Origin of the sequence: Amycolatopsis vancoresmycina, assembly GCF_000716785.1 — a bacterium.
In the GTDB taxonomy this organism is placed as follows: Bacteria; Actinomycetota; Actinomycetes; order Mycobacteriales; family Pseudonocardiaceae; genus Amycolatopsis; species Amycolatopsis vancoresmycina.
This window is the reverse complement of sequence record NZ_JNYY01000007.1, coordinates 185,106-205,210: the sequence shown is the minus strand read 5'-3', so window position 1 is coordinate 205,210 and position 20,105 is coordinate 185,106. Positions and strand designations below refer to the sequence as shown.

General features: G+C 72.4%; 22 protein-coding genes. 10 read left to right on the top strand and 12 right to left on the bottom strand.

Annotated elements, in window-relative coordinates; all coding sequences use genetic code 11:
- Positions 1-8: 8 nt before the first annotated feature.
- Entirely contained in the window at positions 9-485 is a 477-nt protein-coding gene (locus tag OO60_RS19300) for a helix-turn-helix domain-containing protein (RefSeq protein ID WP_033261811.1), read from the bottom strand.
- Positions 486-613: 128 nt separating this feature from the next.
- Here OO60_RS19300 and allB point away from each other — a divergent pair, with 128 nt between their 5' ends.
- Positions 614-1,942, top strand: a complete 1,329-nt coding sequence (gene allB / locus OO60_RS19295) for an allantoinase AllB (RefSeq protein WP_033261845.1) — start codon at positions 614-616, stop codon at positions 1,940-1,942.
- Between the two features lies 1 nt (position 1,943).
- Entirely contained in the window at positions 1,944-2,957 is a 1,014-nt protein-coding gene (gene alc / locus OO60_RS19290; protein WP_003103030.1) for an allantoicase, read from the top strand.
- Here the strand turns inward: alc and OO60_RS47165 are convergent.
- The 4 genes from OO60_RS47165 to OO60_RS19275 all read right to left on the bottom strand — a co-directional run bounded on the left by OO60_RS47165 (position 2,954) and on the right by OO60_RS19275 (position 5,786).
- On the bottom strand, positions 2,954-3,127 hold the full coding sequence (locus OO60_RS47165; protein WP_003103033.1) for a hypothetical protein: 174 nt from the start codon (positions 3,125-3,127) through the stop codon (positions 2,954-2,956). The genes alc and OO60_RS47165 overlap by 4 nt on opposite strands.
- 114 nt (positions 3,128-3,241) lie before the next feature.
- Positions 3,242-3,985 carry an MBL fold metallo-hydrolase gene (locus tag OO60_RS19285; protein WP_003103036.1) on the bottom strand — a complete coding sequence of 248 codons (744 nt, stop codon included), beginning with the start codon at positions 3,983-3,985 and terminating at the stop codon, positions 3,242-3,244.
- Positions 3,986-4,026: 41 nt separating this feature from the next.
- Positions 4,027-4,503 carry a CoA-binding protein gene (locus OO60_RS19280; protein ID WP_003103039.1) on the bottom strand — a complete coding sequence of 159 codons (477 nt, stop codon included), beginning with the start codon at positions 4,501-4,503 and terminating at the stop codon, positions 4,027-4,029.
- The gene (locus tag OO60_RS19275) at positions 4,500-5,786 is read right to left on the bottom strand and encodes an O-acetylhomoserine aminocarboxypropyltransferase/cysteine synthase family protein (protein WP_003103043.1); all 1,287 of its coding nucleotides are present in this window, start codon (positions 5,784-5,786) and stop codon (positions 4,500-4,502) included. The genes OO60_RS19280 and OO60_RS19275 overlap by 4 nt, the downstream gene beginning before the upstream one ends.
- A 75-nt stretch (positions 5,787-5,861) precedes the next feature.
- Here OO60_RS19275 and OO60_RS19270 point away from each other — a divergent pair, with 75 nt between their 5' ends.
- On the top strand, positions 5,862-6,299 hold the full coding sequence (locus OO60_RS19270) for a VOC family protein (RefSeq protein ID WP_051767724.1): 438 nt from the start codon (positions 5,862-5,864) through the stop codon (positions 6,297-6,299).
- 3 nt (positions 6,300-6,302) lie between these two features.
- Here OO60_RS19270 and OO60_RS19265 read toward each other — a convergent pair whose 3' ends face one another.
- Positions 6,303-7,121: an SDR family NAD(P)-dependent oxidoreductase gene (locus OO60_RS19265; RefSeq protein ID WP_033261808.1), complete on the bottom strand. Its 819-nt coding sequence runs from the start codon at positions 7,119-7,121 to the stop codon at positions 6,303-6,305.
- Positions 7,122-7,192: 71 nt separating this feature from the next.
- Between OO60_RS19265 and OO60_RS19260 the strand changes: the two genes are divergently transcribed.
- Positions 7,193-8,095 (top strand): LysR family transcriptional regulator, encoded by a 903-nt coding sequence (locus tag OO60_RS19260; RefSeq protein ID WP_205624231.1) that lies wholly within the window; start codon positions 7,193-7,195, stop codon positions 8,093-8,095.
- A gap of 73 nt (positions 8,096-8,168) precedes the next feature.
- On the top strand, positions 8,169-9,023 hold the full coding sequence (locus tag OO60_RS19255) for a sigma-70 family RNA polymerase sigma factor (protein WP_003103048.1): 855 nt from the start codon (positions 8,169-8,171) through the stop codon (positions 9,021-9,023).
- Here the strand turns inward: OO60_RS19255 and OO60_RS19250 are convergent.
- Both OO60_RS19250 and OO60_RS19245 read right to left on the bottom strand, forming a co-directional pair.
- A complete protein-coding gene (locus tag OO60_RS19250) occupies positions 9,020-9,646 on the bottom strand; it encodes a (2Fe-2S)-binding protein (RefSeq protein WP_003103051.1) in 627 nt (208 codons plus the stop codon). The two genes, OO60_RS19255 and OO60_RS19250, sit on opposite strands and share 4 nt — an antisense overlap.
- Positions 9,647-9,664: 18 nt before the next feature.
- Complete coding sequence (locus tag OO60_RS19245) at positions 9,665-10,513, bottom strand: putative RNA methyltransferase (protein WP_063749400.1); 849 nt, start codon at positions 10,511-10,513, stop codon at positions 9,665-9,667.
- 174 nt (positions 10,514-10,687) lie between these two features.
- Here OO60_RS19245 and OO60_RS19240 point away from each other — a divergent pair, with 174 nt between their 5' ends.
- Genes OO60_RS19240 through OO60_RS19230 form a run of 3 tightly spaced genes read left to right on the top strand, consistent with a single transcriptional unit; the run spans position 10,688 to position 14,731 of the window.
- Positions 10,688-12,073, top strand: coding sequence for an ammonium transporter (locus OO60_RS19240; protein WP_162146240.1), 1,386 nt, complete (start codon positions 10,688-10,690; stop codon positions 12,071-12,073).
- Positions 12,070-12,408, top strand: a complete 339-nt coding sequence (locus OO60_RS19235) for a P-II family nitrogen regulator (RefSeq protein WP_003103060.1) — start codon at positions 12,070-12,072, stop codon at positions 12,406-12,408. Before OO60_RS19240 ends, OO60_RS19235 begins: the two co-directional genes overlap by 4 nt.
- A 10-nt stretch (positions 12,409-12,418) precedes the next feature.
- Positions 12,419-14,731 (top strand): [protein-PII] uridylyltransferase, encoded by a 2,313-nt coding sequence (locus tag OO60_RS19230; protein WP_003103064.1) that lies wholly within the window; start codon positions 12,419-12,421, stop codon positions 14,729-14,731.
- Here OO60_RS19230 and OO60_RS19225 read toward each other — a convergent pair.
- The 3 genes from OO60_RS19225 to OO60_RS19215 form a co-directional block, all read right to left on the bottom strand.
- Complete coding sequence (locus tag OO60_RS19225; protein WP_003103074.1) at positions 14,728-16,032, bottom strand: GGDEF domain-containing protein; 1,305 nt, start codon at positions 16,030-16,032, stop codon at positions 14,728-14,730. The two genes, OO60_RS19230 and OO60_RS19225, sit on opposite strands and share 4 nt — an antisense overlap.
- A gap of 492 nt (positions 16,033-16,524) precedes the next feature.
- Entirely contained in the window at positions 16,525-17,277 is a 753-nt protein-coding gene (locus OO60_RS19220) for a glucose 1-dehydrogenase (protein ID WP_003103076.1), read from the bottom strand.
- Between the two features lie 23 nt (positions 17,278-17,300).
- Complete coding sequence (locus OO60_RS19215; RefSeq protein ID WP_003103078.1) at positions 17,301-17,885, bottom strand: TetR/AcrR family transcriptional regulator; 585 nt, start codon at positions 17,883-17,885, stop codon at positions 17,301-17,303.
- Positions 17,886-18,005: 120 nt separating this feature from the next.
- On the opposite strand from OO60_RS19215, the gene OO60_RS19210 reads away from it, so the two are divergent.
- Positions 18,006-18,368 carry a hypothetical protein gene (locus OO60_RS19210; RefSeq protein WP_003103080.1) on the top strand — a complete coding sequence of 121 codons (363 nt, stop codon included), beginning with the start codon at positions 18,006-18,008 and terminating at the stop codon, positions 18,366-18,368.
- Between the two features lie 53 nt (positions 18,369-18,421).
- A complete protein-coding gene (ku, locus tag OO60_RS19205) occupies positions 18,422-19,297 on the top strand; it encodes a non-homologous end joining protein Ku (RefSeq protein WP_003103082.1) in 876 nt (291 codons plus the stop codon).
- Positions 19,298-19,654: 357 nt separating this feature from the next.
- On the opposite strand, the gene OO60_RS19200 is transcribed toward ku, so the two are convergent.
- Positions 19,655-20,104, bottom strand: coding sequence for a MarR family winged helix-turn-helix transcriptional regulator (locus OO60_RS19200; protein ID WP_003103084.1), 450 nt, complete (start codon positions 20,102-20,104; stop codon positions 19,655-19,657).
- Position 20,105 lies beyond the last annotated feature (1 nt).

Below are 20,105 nucleotides of genomic sequence, written 5' to 3'. Positions count from 1 at the left end.
AGCGCTGGTCAGTCGGCTTCCCGGTTGAGGTAGTTGTAGACGGTGAACCGGGTGACGCCCAGTGCGTCGGCGACCGACGAGACGGACTTCCGCAGCCCGAAGGCGCCGCGTTCGCGCAGCAGCCGGACCGCGCGCTGCTTGCCCGCGCGGTCGAGTTCGCCCAGCTTGGCGCCCAGTTCCCGCTCGACGTCGGCGATCAGCCGGGCCAGTGCGTCGTTGAGCTCGACGACGGGCGCGCCGCCCGGGTCGTCGGCCCGGCGCAGCTGCAGCGTGACCCGCGTGGCGCCGCCGTCCAGGGCCGCCTTCGCGATCGCCGGCAGGGCTTCGAGCAGCTCCTTCGCCTCGCCGCGGGCCAGCGTGCCGAGCGGGCCGAAATCGGTGTCCAGCCCGGCATCCGCGGCGGCGTCGCGGGCGGCGACGGCGTGTTCGGGTGGCGAACCTTCGCCGTGGAACGGTTCGCTGGTGAACTCCGCTTCAAGCCGCACGGGTCGACCGTAACGCGCCGCGTCCGTCGTTGACGAGCGGCGCGCGCCGTGGTTACTGTCGTTGTGCGAAACCGTCTTTCCGTTCTGTGAAATCGGCGGTGGTCATCCTCCCGCAGAAGGGCTTTCGGATGGATCTTGTGGTGCGCGCCGCCCGGGCCGTGACAGCCGAGGGCGAGGTCCCGGCGACCGTCGGCGTCGAGGGCGGCCGGATCGTCGCGGTCGAACCCGGCGGCGCGGCGCTGAGCGGCGACCGCGTCCTCGACCTGGGTGACGACGTCGTGCTGCTGCCGGGGCTGGTCGACACGCACGTCCACGTCAACGACCCCGGCCGCGCCGAGTGGGAGGGCTTCGAGACGGCGACCCGCGCGGCCGCGGCGGGCGGGGTGACCACGATCGTGGACATGCCGCTGAACAGCCTGCCGCCGACCGTCGACGTCGCCGCGCTGGAGGTCAAGCGCAAGGCGGCAACCGGCCGGGTGCACGTCGACGTCGGCTTCTGGGGCGGCGCGATCCCGGGCAACGCCGGGGATCTCCGCGGTCTGCACGACGCCGGGGTGTTCGGCTTCAAGTGCTTCCTGCTGCACTCGGGTGTCGACGAGTTCCCGCCGCTCGACCCGGCCGGGCTCGACGAAGCGTTGCGGGAGCTGAGTTCCTTCGACGCGCTCATGATCGTCCACGCCGAAGACGCGCACGAGATCGACGACGCCCCCGAGCCGCACGGCGGTCGCTATGTCGACTTTCTGCAGTCGCGGCCGCGCCAAGCCGAGAACCTCGCGATTTCGCAGGTGATCGACGCGGCCCGCCGTCATTCGGCGCGGGCGCACATCCTGCACCTGTCCTCTTCGGACGCCCTGCCGCTCATCGCTTCGGCCCGGCGTGACGGCGTCCGGCTGTCGGCCGAGACCTGCCCGCACTACCTCAGTTTCGTCGCCGAGGAGATCCGCGACGGTGCGACGCAGTTCAAGTGCTGCCCGCCGATCCGCGAGGCGGCCAACCGCGAGCTGCTCTGGCAGGGCCTCGCCGACGGCGTCATCGACACGATCGTCAGCGACCACTCGCCGTGCACGCCGGAGCTGAAACGCTTCGACAGCGGCGATTTCGGCCAGGCGTGGGGCGGGATTTCCAGCCTGCAGCTGGGCCTTCCGGCGATCTGGACGCAGGCGCGGCAGCGCGGGTTCGCGCTCACCGACGTCGTCGCGTGGATGGCCGAGCGCCCGGCCGCGCAGGCCGGGATGCGCCGCAAGGGCCACCTCGCGGTGGGTTACGACGCCGACTTCTGCGTGTTCGCGCCGGACGAGGCGTTCGTGGTCGACGTCGCGAAACTGAAGCACCGCAACCCGGTCAGCGCCTACGACCGGCGGCCGCTGGCCGGCGTCGTGCGCTCGACCTGGCTGCGGGGCACCGAAATCACCGGCGACTCACCGCACGGCGAGCTGCTGACCCGGGGGAACTGCTGAAATGGAGGCCCAGGTGTCCGACCGTCCGGAGTGGACAGAATTGCCCGACCTCGCGTCCCGCCGCTTCGGCGGCACGGTGATGTGGGCGACCGACGAGCTGTTCGCCGAGAAGGAGAACCTGGTCAACCCGTGGGTGCCGGCGCACCGGGCGGAGACGTTCGGGCCGAAGGGCCAGGTCTACGACGGCTGGGAGACCCGCCGCCACCGCGAACCGGGCGACGACCAGGCCATCGTCCGGCTCGGCCTGGCCGGCACGGTCACCGGTGTCGTCGTCGACACGGCGTTCTTCAAGGGCAACTACCCGCCGTTCGTCTCGGTCGAGGCGACGTCGGTCCCGGGCTACCCGAGCGCGGCGGAGCTGCAGACGGCGGACTGGGACGTCCTGGTCGACCGCGCCCCGGCCGCGGGCCACACGGAGAACTTCTACGCGGTCAACGGCTCCCGGCGCTACACGCACGTCCGGCTGACGCAGCACCCGGACGGCGGCGTGGCCCGCCTGCGCGTGCACGGCGCACCGATCCCGGATCCGGCGCTGCTCGACCTGGACGCCCTCGACCTGGCGGCCCTGGAGAACGGCGCGATCGTCACCGGCTGCAGCAACCGGTTCTACTCGTCACCGAACAACATCCTGTCGCCGGGCCTAGCGGCCCACCAGGCGGAGGGCTGGGAAACGGCCCGCCGCCGCGACGACGGCAATGACTGGGTGACGCTGCGCCTCGCTGGCGCCGGGATCGTCCGGTTCGTGGAGCTGGACACGAGCAACCTGAAGGGCAACGCGCCGGGCTGGGCGTCGGTGAGCGGCCGCGAGACGTACGGCGAGTGGGTCCCGCTGCTCCCGAAGACGCGGTTGCAGCCGGACACCCGCCACCGCTTCGCGCTCCCGGACGGCCCCGAGGTGACCGAGGCCCGCCTCGACATCTACCCGGACGGCGGCCTGGCGCGGCTGCGCCTGTTCGGCCGGCTCACGGAGGCGGGCCGGACGAACCTCAAGGCGCGGTTCGCGAAGACGCGTTAGTTGGCGCCGGGCCGGTTGAGGTAGGCCGAGGCCAGCGACAGGACGCAGGCACACCCGACGAGGGCACTGACCCACCAGGGCAGCCCGGCGACAACGCTCCAGACGAAGCCCGCCGCCGCGAGAAGGGCGACGAGGATGTTCCGGAACTGCAGCGGGGTGGGTTTGGCCATGCCGCCACCCTCTCACGGCGCCACCCCAGCGCTTCCCGGGGTCGTGAGTGGTAAGGCGAGTTCTAACTCGCCTTACCACTCACGACCAGCCGCGGCAGACCACTCACGACCGTGTCAGACCTCTGCGCGCTGGCCCGGCTCGAGGAGGACGAGCCGGTCCGCCAGACCCGCCGCGTCGAACGCCGACCGCAGGGTGTCCGGGCCCTCGCTGAAGTGCTGCCAGCCCCGGAAGTGCAGCGGCACCACCTTCGCCGCGCCCAGCACCTTCGCCGCCTCGACCGCGTCCACGCTGGTCAGCGTCAGGGGCGCGCCGTCGAACAACGCCGTCCGGGCCGCTCCGGCGAACAGCACCGCGATGTCCACCCGGAACCGGGCCGCGATCTCCCGCACCAGGTCCACCGACGCGTTGTCCCCGCTCACGTACACCGTCGGCAGCCCGTCGCCGGTCAGCACGAACCCCGTCACGTCCCCGGTGACCTGTGCCGCTCCGATGGGCCCGTGCAGCGCCGGAACCGCCGTCACGGTCAGCGCCCCGACCTCCGTCGATTCCCACGGCTCCAGTCCGCGCGCGGTCCCGCCGAGCCGCGAAGCCCCACTCGGCGTGACCAGCGTCAACGGCACCGTCGCCAGGTAAGCCCGGCCGCGGTCGTCGAGGTTGTCGGGGTGCTGGTCGTGGGACAGCAGCACCACGTCCACCACACCGGCCGACTCCTCGGTCAGCGCCGATTCCTCGGTTTTGACCAGCACCCGCTCGCCGATCGGGTGGTCGCCGGGCGCGTCGAACGTCGGGTCGGTGAGCAGGCGGACGCCGCCCAGTTCCAGGAGGGCGGTCGGGCCGCCGGAAAACGTGATGCCCATCGTCATACCCGGGCCAACAGCGGGACCGGCGGATCCGTTCCCTACGGCGCCGACGGCCGCCGCGAGCTGATCACGCCCGTGTTGAACCCGGCCAGGTGCAGCCCGCCGGCGAACCGCGCGTGCTCGATCTTCACGCACCGGTTCATCACGACGTCCAGCCCGGCTTCCCGCGCCCGATCGGCCACCGGCTCGTGCCACAACCCGAGTTGCAGCCACAGCGTCCGCGCGCCGGCGTCGATCACCTCTTCGGCCACCTGCGGCAGGTCGTCGTGCCTGCGGAAGACGCTGACCAGGTCGGGCTCGCCCGGGACGTCCTTCAAAGACGCGTACACCGGCTTCCCGAACAGCGTGTCCAGGCGCGGGTTCACGAAGTTGACCTCGTAGCGCGTCGACGAGAGCAGGTAGGTCGCGACGAAGTAGCTGGGCCGCGCCGGGTTGGCCGACGCGCCGACCAGCGTCACCGACTTCGTCCGGTGCAGGATGGCGCGCCGCTCGACGGCGCTCACGTCGTGCGTCACCCGGCCACCGCCTTGCCCAGCGCCTGGTCGAGGTCCCAGAGGATGTCCTCGACGTCCTCCAGGCCGACCGACAGCCGGATCAGGTCGGGCCCGACCCCCGCCGCGGCGAGCTGCGCCTCCGACAGCTGCGCGTGCGTGGTCGACGCCGGGTGGATGACGAGCGTCCGCGCGTCCCCGACGTTCGCCAGGTGCGACAGCAGCTCCACCGATTCGACGAACTTCTCGCCCGCCGCGCGGCCGCCGTCGATGCCGAACGAGAACACCGCGCCCGGCCCGGCGGGCAGGTACTTCCGCGCCAGGTCGTGGTGCGGGTGCGACGGCAGCCCGGCGTAGGACACCCAGGCCACGCGCGGGTCCGCTTCGAGGTGCTCGGCGACCGCCCGGGCGTTCGCGACGTGCGCGTCCATCCGCTGGGGGAGCGTCTCGACACCCTGCAGCAGCAGGAATGCCGAGTGCGGCGACAGGACCGCGCCGATGTCCCGCAGCTGCTCGGCGCGCAGCCGGGTGCAGAACGCGTACTCGCCGAAGTTCTCCCAGTACCGCAGGCCGCCGTAGCTGTCGACGGTCTCGGTCATCCGCGGGAACTTCCCGTTGCCCCAGTCGAACTTCCCGGACTCGACGACGATCCCGCCGAGCGTCGTCCCGTGCCCGCCGAGGAACTTCGTCGCCGAGTGCAGCACGATGTCGGCGCCGTGCTCGATCGGGCGGCACAGGTACGGCGTCGCCAGCGTCGCGTCGACGACCAGCGGGATGTCGTGGGCGTGCGCGAGGTCGGCCAGCGCGGCGAGGTCGGCGATGCCGCCGCCGGGGTTGCCGATGACCTCGGTGTAGAGCAGCCGCGTCCGCTCGGTGATCGCGGCGGCGTAGTCGTCGAGGCCGCCGCTGACGAAGGTCGTCTCGACGCCGAAGCGCCGGAGCGTGCCGGTGAGCTGGGTGACGGTGCCGCCGTAGAGCCCGCTCGCGGAGACGATGTGGTCTCCGGCCTCGGTGAGCGCGCTGAAGGTGAGGAACTCGGCGGCCTGCCCGCTGGCCGCGGCGACGCCGCCGATGGCGCCTTCGAGGCTGGCGATCCGCTCTTCGAAGGCAGCCACGGTCGGGTTCCCGATGCGGCTGTAGATGTTGCCGTACTTCTGCAGCGCGAACAGGTTCGCCGCGTCGGCCGCGTCCTCGAAGACGAAGCTCGTGGTCTGGTAGATCGGCACGGCCCGCGCACCGGTGGCCGGATCGGGGGTGCCGCCCGCGTGCAGGGCGCGGGTCCGGAAGCCCCAGCTGCGTTCACTCATCGCAGCCCACGGTAACCGCATCATCCCCCGGATGACACGCCCTCTCAGGGCGTGGGCGCGGTTACGCTCCAGTCCGTGACAGTGCGCTGGAGCGTGACGATCGACTGCGCGGAACCCCGCGCACTGGCGAGGTTCTGGGCGGTGGCCCTCGGCTACATCGAGCGCCCGCCCCCGCCGGGGTTCGCGACCTGGGAAGCGTGGTTCACCCAGCACGGCGTGCCCGAGGCGGAGTGGGACGACGGCGCCTACCTGACCGACCCGGAGGGCGTGCTGCCCGGCCTGAGCTTCCTCAAGGTGCCCGAGGGGAAGGTCGCCAAGAACCGCCTCCACCTGGACGTCCAGGCCGGCGGCGGCCGCGAGGTGCCGTGGGAGACGCGCTGGGAGCGGGTGGTCGAGGCGGTCGCGCGGTTGACGGCGGCGGGCGCGACGGTGCTGCGGCAGGACGAGCTGGACGGCCGCCCCGACCACTTCGTGATGGCCGATCCCGAGGGCAACGAGTTCTGCGTGCTCTGACAGTCAGCTCCGCCAGGGCAGTACCCGCCCGAACCGGACCAGCTCGCCGTAGGTCGCCGGATCGACGTCGGCGAACACCAGGTCCAGCACCGCGCGGGCGGCCTCGTCGGGCGTCTGCGCCTGGCTGAAGTCGCTGAACCACGGCCGGGATGCTCGGGTGTCGATCAGGCCCGGGCAGACCGCCGCCACCAGGGTGCCGTTCGCGAGGTCGGCGTCCCGGCGTTCGGCCGCCACCGCGCGCACCGCCGCGACCTGGGCCACTTTGGACGGCACGTTGATCCACTCCGGCCAGCCCTGCGCGGCGGCCGTGCCGTCGTGGATCGCCGAGCGCCAGTCCTCGACCGCCTTCTCGACGTCGTCGAGCGAGACGCCGTCGAAGCGCGCCTGCAGCGGCTCGGGCAGGTGCCCGAGCGTGCCCAGCGAACTCGCGACGACGAGCAGCCGTCCGCCCGGGCGCAGGACCGGCCCGAACGACCGCAGCACCGCGTGGGTGCCGCCGTTGGCGACGTCGAGGAAGACGTCGGCCTGCTCGGCCTGCGGACGGCCCGGGTCGAGCGGGCCGATGGCGTTGGAGAGCACGATGTCGGCCGGCTCGGCGAACCGGCTCACCGCATCCGCGTCGGAGACGTCGAGGACGCGGCCCTCGACCCGGCTGCGCGTCGCCGGATCGGCGGCGACAGCCGAAACCGCCGCGGCCACCCGCCCGGCGTCGCGGCCGGTGAGCAGGACGAGGTCTTCGGGGGCGAGCCGGGCGGCGAGCCCGCGGACGAGGGCGAAGCCGAGGCCCTGGTTGGCCCCGGTCACCACGGCGGTACGTGTCATACCGGCCACGCTAGGTCCGCTGGAGTCATGCGAAAAGCGAGAATCAGGCAACCCTGGTATGCGTGAACGTCATGGACTTCGGTGACGTCTCCCTGGTCGCCCTGCGCGTGTTCCGCGAGGTCGCCGAGCGCGGCACCCTCACCGCGGCCGCGGCGGCCCTCGGCTACACGCAGTCCGCGGTGTCGCGGCAGATCGCATCCCTCGAACGGGTGGCCCGGACGCCGGTGCTGGAGCGACGGCCCGACGGCGTCCGCCTCACCGCCGCCGGGAGCGTCGTGCTGCGCCGGGCCATCGCGGTGCTCGACGAGATCGACGCCGCCGGGCGTGAGCTGGCCGGTCTGCCCGCCGAAGCCGGGACGGTCCGCCTGGGCTGGTTCCCCAGCGCGGGCGCGGTCCTGGTCCCCCGCGCGGTCGCCGAGCTGCGGCGCACGCACCCGGGCGTCACCGTCGTCACCCGGGAGGGCACCACGCCGGTTCTCGTCCGCGCGCTGCGCGCGGGCACCCTCGACCTGGCCGTGCTCGGCTCGGTCCCGCCGTTCCGCCCGCCGGACGCCGAGACACCGGCGCTGCGCCTGGAGACGCTCGCCGAGCGCAGCCTCCGCCTCGCGGTGCCCGCGGGCCACCCGCTGGCCGGGGCAGGGGAGGTCGACGTCGCCGACCTGCGCGCGCAGCGCTGGATCGCCGGGCCGTCGGCGGGGGAGGACACGCTGATGGGCGTCTGGCCGGGGCTGGACGAGCGGCCCGAGATCGCCCACACGGCCCGCGACTGGCTGGCGAAGCTGAACCTGGTCGCCGCCGGGTGCGGGCTGACGACGGTGCCGGCGTCGCTGGCCGAGGCCGTCCCGCCGGGGGTGCGGGTGCTCGACGTGCGCGGCGGCCCGGCCGAACGGCGGCGGGTGGTGCTGGCGCGGCTGCCGGGTCCGCTGTCCGAACCCGCGGCTCTGCTCGCCGGCGTCCTGCGGCGGATGACCTAGATCACCTCCGTTCCGGTCACATCGGCGTCCGCCGCGGGGTCTACTGCTACGACCGGCGAACGAGAGGACCACGGTGGACGCGCTGACCGAGCGGTTCGAGCAGGAGCGGCCGCGGCTGCGGGCGGTCGCCTACCGCATGCTGGGCTCGGCGGCCGAAGCCGACGACGCCGTCCAGGAGGCGTGGCTGCGGTTCCACCGCACCGGCGCCGAGGAGATCGACAACGTCCCCGCCTGGCTGACGACCGTGGTCGCCCGCGTCTGCCTGTCCCTGCTGCGCACCCGCCGCAACCACCGCGAAGAGCCCTTGGACACCCGTCCCGAGCCGGACGACGACCGCCGCGACCCGGAGCAGGAGGCCGAGCTGGCCGACACCGTCGGCCTGGCGCTGCTGGTGGTCCTCGACGCACTGGGCCCGGCCGAGCGGGTCGCGTTCGTGCTGCACGACATGTTCGCGGTGCCGTTCGACGAGATCGCGACGGTGATCGGCAAGACCCCGGCCGCCACCCGGCAGCTGGCGAGCCGTGCCCGCCGCCGGGTGCGGGGCGGGACCACGGCGGACGCGGACCTGCCCCGGCGGCGCAAAGTCGTCGAAGCGTTCCTGGCCGCCTCCCGCGGCGGCGACTTCGAAGCGCTCCTGGCCCTGCTCGACCCGGACGTCGTGCTGCACGCCGACCGGTTCGTCGGCCCGAGCCCGGCACCGATCGAACTGCGCGGCGTCGAGAGCGTCCGCCGCGGCGCGATCCTGGCGTCCGAGCGGGCCCGCGCCAGCGAACTCGCCCTGGTCGACGGCGCCCCCGGCCTGCTCATGGTGCGCGAGGGGCGGTTGGCGGTGGTCCTGGCGTTCCGCGTCGACGGCGACCGCATCACCGGCATCGAGGTCATCGCCGACCCGGAGCGGCTGGCCGGGCTGGAGCTGGCGGTTCTCTAACCCAGGGCGGCGCGAAGGCGTGCTTCACGCTCTTCGGGCGTCTGACGCGGGCAGCTCACGCACTTGGGGTTGCCGACTTCGTAGATCAGGCAGCACGAAGCACGCCGTACGGCAGGCGTACGTCCGACGCGCACGAAGCGCGGCTTCGGCAGGCCCAGGTCGATGGCGTCCACCAGGGGCCCGGCGAGGGCCATCGCGCGCTCCGGATCGGGCGTCCACAGCAGCCGGTTGCCGATCGAGTCGGTGGCGATCGCCCCGAGGGCCCGCTCCCGCGCCCCGCTGACGGCCGCGATGGTGGCGATCGCGGTCCCGAGGGCGCCGGTGAGGGCGGCGCCCAGCTCGGGGAGGCCGCCGTCGAGCCGCCGGGTGGACCGCGCGCCGAGGAACCGCCCGTCGGCGACGAGGTCGAGCTCCACGGCGTCCAGCGACGGATCGGCGGGCGTCCCGGCCACCAGGCCCTCGACCGCCGGGGCCACCAGCACCGACGACAGCGAGTACCACCAGATCGTGCCGAGGACCTCCGGCCGGGCACACCCGTACAGCTTGGCCGCGCCGCCGATGCGGGCCCGCACCCACTCCGCGTCCGCGAGCCGGGTCGCGGACGCGGTCCAGTCGGGCTTCACCCCTTTACCCTCTCAGACTCAGCGACGCCGGTACGTGGAGACGGTGAACGAGATCGTGACGACCTGCGGCTGCTGCACCGCGTCCAGGCGTTCCCGGCGGCCGTCGCGGTCCAGGTGGAACCCGGCCGGGCCCATCTCGACCACCTGTCGCACCTGCCGCGGCGTGAGTTCCACCGCGCGCCGGACCTCCGTGCGGCCGGTGCGCGTGAAGTACTCGCCGAGAGTGGCGTCCAGGCGCTCGTCCTTGCGCTCGTCGACGGCCAGGACGAGGTCGCCCAGCTCGCGCAGGTGGTCCGGGGCCGGTGCGGCGACGACCAGCAGGCCGCCGGGCCGCAGCACGCGGTGGAACTCCGGCCCGTTGCGCGGCGCGAAGACGTTCAGCACGACCGACGCCACCCCGTCGCCGACCGGCCACGGCTCCCAGAGGTTCCACACCGCCGCGCCCAGCCGCGGGTGGGCCCGCGCCGCCCGCCGCAGCGCGACCGCCGAGACGTCGAGCGCGAGGCCGAACGCCTCCGACGCCTCCAGCACCCGCGCGAGGTAGTACCCCGTGCCCGCGCCGGCGTCGACGACCAGACCGTCGGCCTCCGCGCAGACGCGGGCCAGCTCGCCGGCGAGGGGTTCGTACGCGCCCGACGCGAGGAAGTCCGCACGGGCCGCGACCATCGGCGCGGTGTCGGCCGTCCCGGCCGGGATTCGCGCGTGCAACAGGTTCACGTAACCCTGCCGCGCTAGATCGAAAGAGTGGCGGTTTTCGCAACGCAGCGTGCGTCCCGCTGCGCCGATCGGGGCACCGCACACCGAACACCGCAGGGCCGCGACGACCGGGGGTGGCAGTGGGTCATTCCCGTGGTCGGCCGGTGTCATGGGGATATTCGACCACGACGTTTCGCAACCGGACACCGGAGGAGGGGGCTGGGGAAACCTGGCCGTAACAACCGGGCGCGGACAGTTCACGCGGGTGAAACCTCGCGAGCCGCCCGGTGAAACACCGCGCGCCAAAACTGCCAACGCACGAACCCAGGGCACGGGAGGACGATTGTGCTGAACGCAGGAGACACCGCGTGGGTATTGGCCAGCGCCGCGCTGGTCATGCTCATGACCCCAGGACTGGCGTTCTTCTATGGCGGCATGGTCCGCGCGAAGAGCGTCTTGAACATGCTGATGATGAACTTCATCGCGCTGGCCGTCGTGGGGGTGCTGTGGGCCCTGTACGGCTTCTCGATGTCCTTCGGCGACGACGCCTTCGGCGGCTTCGTCGGTAACTTCCACTTCGCCGGGCTCGAAAACACCTTCGGCAAGCTCGCCGGCTTCGCGGTCGCCGCCACCGACACCTCGCCGGCGGTCGCCTGGCCCGGCTCGGACGCGCTGCCGGTGCTCGCCTTCGTGATGTTCCAGCTGATGTTCGCGATCATCACGCCCGCGCTGATCTCCGGCGCCATCGCCGACCGCGCGAAGTTCTGGGGCTGGACGCTGTTCGTCGTCATCTGGGTGACGGTCGTGTACTTCCCGGTCGCGCACTGGGTGTTCTCCTTCAACGGCTTCGTCGGCGAGAACGCGGTCGGCGGCTGGATCGCCAACAACCTCAAGGCCCTCGACTTCGCCGGTGGTACCGCGGTCCACATCAACGCCGGTGCCGCGGGTCTGGCGCTGGCGATCGTGCTCGGCAAGCGCAAGGGCTGGCCGAAGGACACCGGCCGCCCGCACAACGTGCCGTTCGTGCTGCTCGGCGCCTCGCTGCTGTGGTTCGGCTGGTACGGCTTCAACGCCGGTTCGGCGCTGGCCGCCAACGACCTCGCCGCCGTCGCGTTCACCAACACCACCGTCGCCACCGCCGCCGCCGTCCTCGGCTGGCTGCTGATCGAGCAGATCAAGTTCGGCAAGCCGACCACCCTCGGCGCGGCGTCCGGTGCAGTTGCCGGCCTGGTCGCCATCACCCCGGCGTGTGGTTTCGTGAGCCCGCTCGGGGCCATCGCGATCGGCCTGATCGCCGGTGCGCTCTGCGCGCTCGCCATCTCGCTCAAGTTCAAGTTCGGCTTCGACGACTCGCTCGACGTCGTGGGCGTCCACCTGGTCGGCGGCATCGTCGGCACGCTGCTGATCGGCTTCTTCGGCACCACGAGCGTCAACTCGCTCGGTGCGGACGGCCTGTTCTACGGCGGCGGGTTCACCCAGCTGGGGCGTCAGGCCGCGGCCGCCGGTGCGGTGCTCGCGTACTCCTTCGTGCTGTCCTTCATCATCGGCTTCGTGATCAAGAAGGCCGGCGGCTTCCGCGTCAGCACCGAGGACGAGGTCAGCGGCATCGACGAAGCCCAGCACGCGGAAAGCGCCTACGACTTCACCGGAACGGGCGGCGGCCTCGGCTCGCCGAACACCATCCCGGTCAAGTCCACCCCGGCCGCGAAACTCGAGGAGAGCAAGGCATGAAGCTCATCACGGCGATTGTCAAGCCGTTCACGCTCGACGACGTCCGCTCCGCGCTGGAGCAGCTGGGCGTGCTGGGCATGACGGTCAGCGAGGTCCAGGGCTACGGCCGCCAGAAGGGCCACACCGAGGTCTACCGCGGTGCCGAGTACTCGGTGGACTTCGTGGCCAAGCTGAAGATCGAGGTCGTCACCGACGACACCAACGTGGAGAAGGTGCTCGACGCCATCACCACGGCCGCGCACACCGGCAAGATCGGCGACGGCAAGGTGTGGGTGACGCCGGTGGAGACGGTCATCCGGGTACGGACCGGCGAGCGCGGCACGGACGCCCTATAAGGCGTCTGGGATGGCCGACGGGGGCGAACTGGTCAAGGCCACCGAGCGTTTGCTCGAGGGCAGGCACGGGAGGCTGGGGGCGTCCGCACTGCGGGCGGCCCTGGTCGACCTCTACGAGTTCTGGCTGAGCAGGGGAGCCTCGGCGGCCGGCGTCGACACCGCGGAACCGGGTGTCGCGCTGGTCGCCGTGGGCGGGCTCGGCCGGCGGGAGCTGGTGCCGTTCTCCGATCTCGACCTGCTGCTGGTGCACAACGGCAACAGCGGCGTCGGGGAGATCGCGGACGCGCTCTGGTATCCCCTGTGGGACGCGAAAGTCGGGCTCGACCACTCGGTGCGCACGCCGGGTGAGGCCCTGAAGGTCGCTTCGGAAGACCCGCGCGTGGCCATGGGCCTGCTCGACGCCCGGCACCTCGCCGGGGACGCCGAGCTGACCGGCCGCCTGGCGTCCGCGGCGCGGGACCAGTGGCGCCGCACCGCGCGCAAGCAGATCCCGGACATGACGGCGTCGGTCCGGCAGCGCTGGGCCCGCAGCGGCGAAATCGCGCAGTCCGCCGAACCGGACCTCAAGCACGGCCGGGGCGGGCTGCGGGACTTCGCCGTCCTGGAAGCCCTCGCCGCGGCGCAGCTCACCGCGCGGCCGGGCGAGGAACTCCTGGAAGCCAAGGGGCTCCTGCTCGACGTCCGCACCGAGCTGCGGCGCGAAATCCGGCGTGAACGGGACGTCCTGTCCGCGCCGGAGGCCGACCTGGTCGCCGCCGAGCTCGGCTTCGGCGACCGGTTCACGCTGGCCCGCAGGCTTTCCGGCGCGGGCCGCACGATCGCGTACGCGGTGGACGTCGCCCTGCGGTCCACTGTGGAGCCACCTCGGGCGCGCTTCGGGCGGCGTCCCTCGCGGACACCGCTGGCGGAAAACGTGGTGCTGCACGGGAACGAGGTCGCGCTGGCCCGCGACGCCGTCCCGGCGAAGGACCCGGCGCTGCTGCTGCGGGTGGCCGCGGCCTCGGCGCGCACGGGCAAGCCGATCGCGCTCGGCACCCTGAAGGCACTGGCCGAGTCGGCGCCGGAGCTGCGCGCGCCGTGGCCGGCCGAGGCGCTGAACGCGCTGGTGGATCTGCTGGGCGCGGGCGAGGGCCTGGTCGACGCGGTCGAGTCGCTCGACCGGACGGGCCTGTGGTCCCGGCTGTTCCCGGAGTGGGGGGCGGTCCGCGACCTGCCGCCGCGCTCGCCGGTGCACCAGTGGACGGTCGACCGGCACCTGATCAGGACGTGCGTCGAGGCGGCCAAGCTGACCACCACGGTGCCGCGGCCGGACCTGCTCCTGATCGGCGCGCTGCTGCACGACATCGGCAAGGGCCGCGACGCCGACCACTCGGAGCTGGGCGCCAAGATCTCCGCCCAGGTGGCGACCCGGCTGGGCCTCACCCCGGCCGACGCGGCCACGGTGTCGGCGATGGTCCGCCACCACCTCCTGCTGCCCCACACGGCAACCCGGCGCGACATCAGCGAGCCGGCCACGGTGGCGCGGGTGGTGAAGACCCTGGACAGCGACATCGTCCTGGTGGAGCTGCTGCACGCGCTGACCCAGGCCGATTCCCTGGCCACCGGCCCCGGCGTCTGGACGGACTGGAAGGCCCGCCTGCTGGCCGAGCTGGTGTCGGGCTGCGAGGAAGTGTTGCGCGGCAAGGGTTTCACGGCCCCATCACCGATGGACGAAGAACAACGCGAGCTCGTCGCTTCGGCGGTGGCCTCGGGCACGGGCGAGATCCGGATCAGCTCGCACGGCAAGGTGGTGACGGTCCTCCTGGCGGTCCCGGCCCGAGCGGAACTCCTGGCCCCGGCGGCGGGCGTGCTGGCGCTGAATTCATTGGAGGTCCACTCGGCGGTCCTGCGCGGCCACGAAGGCGGCCGGGCGGGCATTTTCACGGCGTCTCCCAAGTTCGGTTCACTGCCGGACGCAACGCTGTTGCGCGAGCAGTTCGCCCGAGCGGTGGCGGGAACTCTGCCCCTGACCCAGCGCCTGGCGGCAAAGGAGCGCGACTACGGAACACCGGCAGCTGCGGCGGCACCGAAGGTGTTGTGGTTCGACGACGAGACATCGGGCCCGGACACGGTGGTCCTGGAACTACGCGCAGCCGACCGCATCGGCTTGCTGTTCCGGGTGGCGGGAGCGTTGAGAAGGTGCGACGCGGAGGTCCGCTGGGCCAAGGCGTCGACACTGGGCGGAGCGGTGGTGGACTCGTTCGCGGTGACACCCCGCAGCGGCCGCATCGAGCCGGGCTGGCGCCGCGAGGTGGAACAGGCCGTCCTGGCCGCGGCTTCCTAGGCGGTCGCCGTGCCGTCGACCACCTGGTTGCGGCCCGCGTCCTTGGCTCGGTACAGGGCCTTGTCCGCGGCCTGCAGCAGGCGGTCGACGGCCGTTCCGCCGTCCGGGTACGTCGCCACTCCGATCGAGGCCGACAGGTCCGCGATGACCCGGCTGTCGGTGCCGTCCTCGTACTCGACCTTCAGCGCCTCGATCGCCGACCGGATGCGCTCGGCCACCGCCAGGACCGCGGCCGGGCCGATGTCCGGGAGGAGGACCACGAACTCCTCGCCGCCGAAGCGGCCGACCGAGTCGTAGTCGCGGACCGCGCTCTTGATCGTCGCCGCGACCGCGCGCAGGACCGTGTCGCCCGCCAGGTGGCCGTGCTGGTCGTTGATCAGCTTGAAGTGGTCCAGGTCGATCATCAGCACGCCGAACGTGCTCCGCGTGCTGCGCTGCGCCCTGGCCAGCTCGCGTGAGGCCAGCAGGTGCCAGCCGGTCGTGTTGAACAGGCCCGTCTTCTCGTCGGTCGTCGCCGCGATCTCCAGCTGCTTGATCAGCACCGCCCGGTGCAGCACCAGCAGCGGCGGCACGATCGCGACGGCCAGCGCGGGCAGCGTCGCCAGCGTCAACGCCGTGAGCATGCCCAGGCAGAGCGTCGCGACCTCGAGGAGGTTGTCGCCGAGACCGCCGAAGAACGCCTTCACCGAGCGGGTCGTGATGGTCAGCGCCGGGATGATCGTGATCGCCGCGACCAGGAAGTACGTCACCGCCGCTAGCGTGATCGCGGTGACGCCCCGCCAGCCCGCCGTCAGCGCCGCGGACATGTCCCCGACCCCCAGCCGCGCGAGCACCAGGTCGGCGGAGTAGCAGGTGACGACGACCAGTGTCGCGTTCAGCGCGATCCGGAACGGCGGGACGCGCTTGATCCGCGCCAGGCTGCGCGTCCCGAGGTGCACGTACAGGACGACAACGAGAGCGGCCCCGAGCGCGGGCGGCAGGAGCAGCACGCCGGCGAACGTCCAGACCGACGTCAGGTTGATGTGCGGGGTGTCCGAAACCAGCCGCCGGACGCGTTCGACCTGCCGGCCCAGCTCGGCCTGCAGCACACCGAGCCCGGCGAGCACCCCGAAGACGACGAGGTCCCAGGACCGCACGGGCACCGAGACGGCGGTCCAGACGGTGGCGGCGAGCGCGACCGACTCGACGAGGAAGCAGTAGAGGATCAGGGACCGCCGCTGCCGCCAGAGCGTCCAGAGAGCAGGGTTCAGCGCCCCTCGGATCCGGGCCGGGTGGCGTTCGGCCGGACGGGCGCCGTCCATACTCAAGGCGGTGCAACTCCCCTGGGGGTGATCCGACGATCCGCATCCACCCCACCACACCGGACGGCCGCGATCGACGATTGCCACACGTTCGGAGCAGTGAAGGGAGGTCGCCGCCATGCGCAACCGCGAGTCCTGAGGCCCCCTGAATCCCGATGTCCGCGCGAACCCGCCGGAGGGAGGCCGTCATGCGCAACCGCGAGTCCTGAGCCTTCGCGAGCCCCTTGTCGCCGCGTCCGAGAGGAGTGCTGTGGTGCGCAATCGCGAGTCCTGAGCCCGAGCCGTCGGTCCCTGCGTCCGGAAGGAGTGCTGCTGTGCGTAACCGCGAGTCCTGAGCTGCTGCAACCCGCTGTCACCGCGCCCGGAAGGAGAGCTGTCGTGCGTAACCGCGAGTCCTGAACATCCGCCGTCCCCGCCCGTCCCAGCCCCAGAGAGGAATGCCGCCATGCGCAACCGTGAGTCGTGAACGGTCACCGCGCCCGGGTGGGCCGCTCAGGCGGTCGCGCCGCCGTCGACCACCAGGTCGTGCCCCACGGTGAACGCCGCCTCGTCCGAAGCCAGCCACAGCACCGCGGCGGCCACTTCGGCCGTGGCGCCCACCCGGCCCAGCGGGATCGCGTCCTTCAGCCGCGCGGCGCGGTCCGCGTCCGTCTCGCCGGGGCGCCGGGACATGTCCGTGTCGGTCGCGCCCGGGCTGACCGCGTTGATGCGGACCCCGTCGCCGATGTGGTCGCGCGCCGCCGTCCGGGTCAGCGCGCTCACCGCGGCCTTCGACGCCGCGTAGGCCGCCATGTTCGGCAGCCTGCCGTGCGCGCCGATGTTCGACGCCATGTTGACGATCGCGCCGCCGCCGTGCGCCCGCATGTGCGCGACCTCGTGCTTCAGGCACAGCCACGTCCCGGTGACGTTCGTGTCCAGCACCGCGCCGAAGCCGTCCTCGTCCAGATCCGCGACGGGCGCCGGCGACCCGAGGATGCCCGCGTTGTTGAACGCGACGTCGAGCCCGCCGTGCCGCGCGACGATCGTCTCGACCATCCGCGCCACGTCGGCGGAGTCGGTCACGTCGACGGTCACCGCGCTCGCGTCGCCGCCGATTTCCTCGACCGCCGACGCGAGGCGCCGCTCGTCGCGCCCCGCGACGACCACGGTCGCGCCTTCGGCCGCGAACGCCCGGGCCGTCGCCCGTCCGATACCCGAGCCGCCGCCCGTCACCAGGACGACCTTGCCCGCGAAACGTGCCCCCATTGTGTACTCTCTTTCTGGTCCGATCATTCTTGAATAAGCCGAATGGCCTGCGAGACGGCCGCGTGCACCCGGCTCGCCGCGTCGGTGCCCTTGCCGAGCACGCGCAGTCCCTGCAACACGGTGAGCAGGAACCGCGCCAGCGTCGCCGGGTCGCTCCCGCCGGGGAGTTCGCCCTGGGCTCGCGCGCGTTCCAGCGCCATGGTGAGGGCGACCTCGAGGGTGTCCCAGCTGCGCTCCACCAGCCTGGCGACGTCGGGGTCGTGGGGGAGCAGCTCGATCGCCGCGTTGACGACGAAGCAGCCCATCCTCGCCTCGTCACCGAGGATTTCCGCCACGTAGCTCTCGAAGAGCCGGCGCACCGCGGCCACGCCGGAGCCCGGCTCCGACAGCTGGGACATCACGCGCGCGTCGGCCTGTTCCGAGTAGCGCTTCAATGCCGTGACGTAGAGGTCGTGCTTCGTGCCGAAGGTGGCGTACAGGCTCGCCTTGGCGACGCCGAGGTGTGTCACGAGGTCGCTCACCGACGTCGCCTCGTACCCCTGACGCCGGAAGAGCGTGAGGGCGCCTTCGCAGGCTTCGCCGACGTCGAACTCCTTGACCCGGGACATGATCAAAACCCTATCGTCATTGAGAACGGTCGGTCAAATATGTGAGCGGCGGTGTGTCGGATCCGGTGACGGCGCGTGCGGTGGCACTATGGCTGCTCTGACCGGCCCGAGGGGTGATCGATGCAAGATCGGCTGACGCTGCCGCCGACGGTTGTCGCCACCCACCTGCGCACCTGTGCCGAAGAACTCGCCGCCGGCCTGCGCTGCGGCGGCCCGGGTGCCACGACCGGTGAACTCACCGACGTCGTCGCCCAGCTGGTGGCCGGCCAGGAGGCCATTTCCCACGCGCTCGCCGGCCTCGCCGCCCGCGTCGAAGGCGGTTCGGCCGCGCTCGCCGCGGCCCCGCCGCTGGACGTCGAAGTGGTCACCGAGGTGCTCCGCGCGGCGGCCATCGCCTCCCGCTGTTCCGCGGAGGCGCTCGACGAGGTCACGCCGTCCTTCGAATGTGTGAGCGAATCCGTTTCGCCTGACACCCGTTTGTAGCTGTCGATCCGCGCGGGCGGCTGTCTAGCCTGAGAGCTGCGGAGGTGGTGCGCATGCGTGCGGTGTGGACGGGCACGATCGGGTTCGGCAGTTACGCCGTTCCGGTGAAGGCGTACAGCGCCACCGAAGAGCGCGAGCTCCCGCTGCACCAGGTGCACGAAGCCGACGGCGGCCGCGTCCGGGTCAAGCGGGTCTGCGAGGTCGACGGCGCCGAGGTACCGCCGGAAGAGATGGTCCGCGGCTACCCGGTCCCCGGCGGCGACGTCGTCCTGCTGTCCGACCACGAGCTGGCGTCGCTCCCGATGCCGGGCCGCACGATCGCCATCCGCGGGTTCGCCCCGCTCGCCGACGTCGACCCCATCTGGTTCGCGAAGAGCTACTACCTCGAACCCGAGCCGGCGGGCACGAAGCCGTACGTGCTGTTCAGCGAAGCCCTGCAGCAGTCGGGCCGGATCGCGCTGGTCACGGTCGCGCTGCGCCGCCGCGAGACGCTCGGCGCCCTGCGTGTGCGCGACCAGGTCATCGTCCTCGAGACGATGCGCTGGCCGGACGAGGTGCGCGAGCCCGACTTCCCCTTCCGCCACGCGGACGTCGACATCCGCCCCGGCGAGCTGCGGCGCGCGGTGAACCTGGTCGAGGAGCTGACGGGCGAGTTCGACCCCGGCCGCTACCCCGACCGTTACCGCGAAGCGTTCCAAGCGTTGGTCCAGGCGAAGATCGACGGCGCCGAGGTCGTCCAGCCGACGGCTGCGGAGCAGGCCGAGGGCGTGACGCGTCTGCTGGCGGCATTGCAGGAAAGCGCCGCCGAAGCGGAGGGCGCGCGCAACGCGGCCGTCGCGAAGGCCAAGGCGGCGGCGTCGAGGGCGGCGAAGGCGCGTACGACGGCGAAGCGGGCTGCGACGCGCAGGAGCACGAAGACCTCCGGCTGAGTATTACTACCCACGGGTAATTGAGGGTTCTCACACTCAACTCACCGCTCCCGGCGCGGCAGACTTTGTCCTGCCGGCGGGTACCGGACCACCGGCCAGGAAGGAAGTCCGGACGGCCCCTGGGGAGGTGAGCCGTCCGGGCACCAGGGTTCCGGGGCGGGCCGGAGGAGGAGCAGCCCGTTCCGGAACCCGCCTCGCACCGCGGGGAGGCGGTGTGAGCATGGGGGTGTCCGAAGGCTGCCGTGGAGGGATCGAGGGGTCTCCACGGCAGTCTTCAGGCGTCTGCGCCCCTGGGCAGCCCGGCCGGCTGCGAGCCTGGCCGTTGGCGCCGACCAACGTCTCGGGGGCCAGGACCGCTCAGGAGTCGGCCACCCGGATCAGCAGGTCGGCCGCCAGCCTGAGCAGCTGCCGCTCGGTCGGCGACAGCGTCGACTCGAGGGCGGCCGCCAGCCACCGTTCGCGCTGGCTGCTGTACCGGCGCAGCACGGTCAGCCCGTCCGCGGTGATGCTGACCCGTGACCGGCGCCGGTCGTCCGGGTCCGGCACCCGGTCGACCCACCCGCGCAGCGTCAGCGACGCCAGGATCCGGGTGAGCGACTGCGGCTGCAGCCGTTCCGCCTCCGCGAGCTCCGTCGGCGTCTGCGTGCCCGCGCGGTAGAGCCGGCTCAGCACCGCGAGCACGGCCGGCCCGGGGATGCGGTGGTCCGCCTCGGAGCGCATCCGCCAGTTCAACCGTCCCACGCCTTCACGCACCCGCCGGGACAGGTCGGCGAGTTCGGCGTCCGCGTGGACCGTGTCGGGCTGCATG

Bases quoted from the DNA above. Each gene is read 5' to 3' on its own strand.
- OO60_RS19200 (WP_003103084.1), bottom strand. From the start codon at position 20,104: ATGCAGCCCGACACGGTCCACGCGGACGCCGAACTCGCCGACCTGTCC.
- OO60_RS19285 (WP_003103036.1), bottom strand. From the start codon at position 3,985: ATGGGCATCACGTTTTCCGGCGGCCCGACCGCCCTCCTGGAACTGGGC.
- allB (WP_033261845.1), top strand. From the start codon at position 614: ATGGATCTTGTGGTGCGCGCCGCCCGGGCCGTGACAGCCGAGGGCGAG.
- alc (WP_003103030.1), top strand. From the start codon at position 1,944: ATGGAGGCCCAGGTGTCCGACCGTCCGGAGTGGACAGAATTGCCCGAC.
- OO60_RS19260 (WP_205624231.1), top strand. From the start codon at position 7,193: ATGGACTTCGGTGACGTCTCCCTGGTCGCCCTGCGCGTGTTCCGCGAG.
- OO60_RS19265 (WP_033261808.1), bottom strand. From the start codon at position 7,121: ATGACACGTACCGCCGTGGTGACCGGGGCCAACCAGGGCCTCGGCTTC.
- OO60_RS19210 (WP_003103080.1), top strand. From the start codon at position 18,006: ATGCAAGATCGGCTGACGCTGCCGCCGACGGTTGTCGCCACCCACCTG.
- OO60_RS19235 (WP_003103060.1), top strand. From the start codon at position 12,070: ATGAAGCTCATCACGGCGATTGTCAAGCCGTTCACGCTCGACGACGTC.
- OO60_RS19215 (WP_003103078.1), bottom strand. From the start codon at position 17,885: ATGTCCCGGGTCAAGGAGTTCGACGTCGGCGAAGCCTGCGAAGGCGCC.
- ku (WP_003103082.1), top strand. From the start codon at position 18,422: ATGCGTGCGGTGTGGACGGGCACGATCGGGTTCGGCAGTTACGCCGTT.
- OO60_RS19220 (WP_003103076.1), bottom strand. From the start codon at position 17,277: ATGGGGGCACGTTTCGCGGGCAAGGTCGTCCTGGTGACGGGCGGCGGC.
- OO60_RS19245 (WP_063749400.1), bottom strand. From the start codon at position 10,513: ATGACACCGGCCGACCACGGGAATGACCCACTGCCACCCCCGGTCGTC.
- OO60_RS47165 (WP_003103033.1), bottom strand. From the start codon at position 3,127: ATGGCCAAACCCACCCCGCTGCAGTTCCGGAACATCCTCGTCGCCCTT.
- OO60_RS19230 (WP_003103064.1), top strand. From the start codon at position 12,419: ATGGCCGACGGGGGCGAACTGGTCAAGGCCACCGAGCGTTTGCTCGAG.
- OO60_RS19225 (WP_003103074.1), bottom strand. From the start codon at position 16,032: ATGGACGGCGCCCGTCCGGCCGAACGCCACCCGGCCCGGATCCGAGGG.
- OO60_RS19275 (WP_003103043.1), bottom strand. From the start codon at position 5,786: ATGAGTGAACGCAGCTGGGGCTTCCGGACCCGCGCCCTGCACGCGGGC.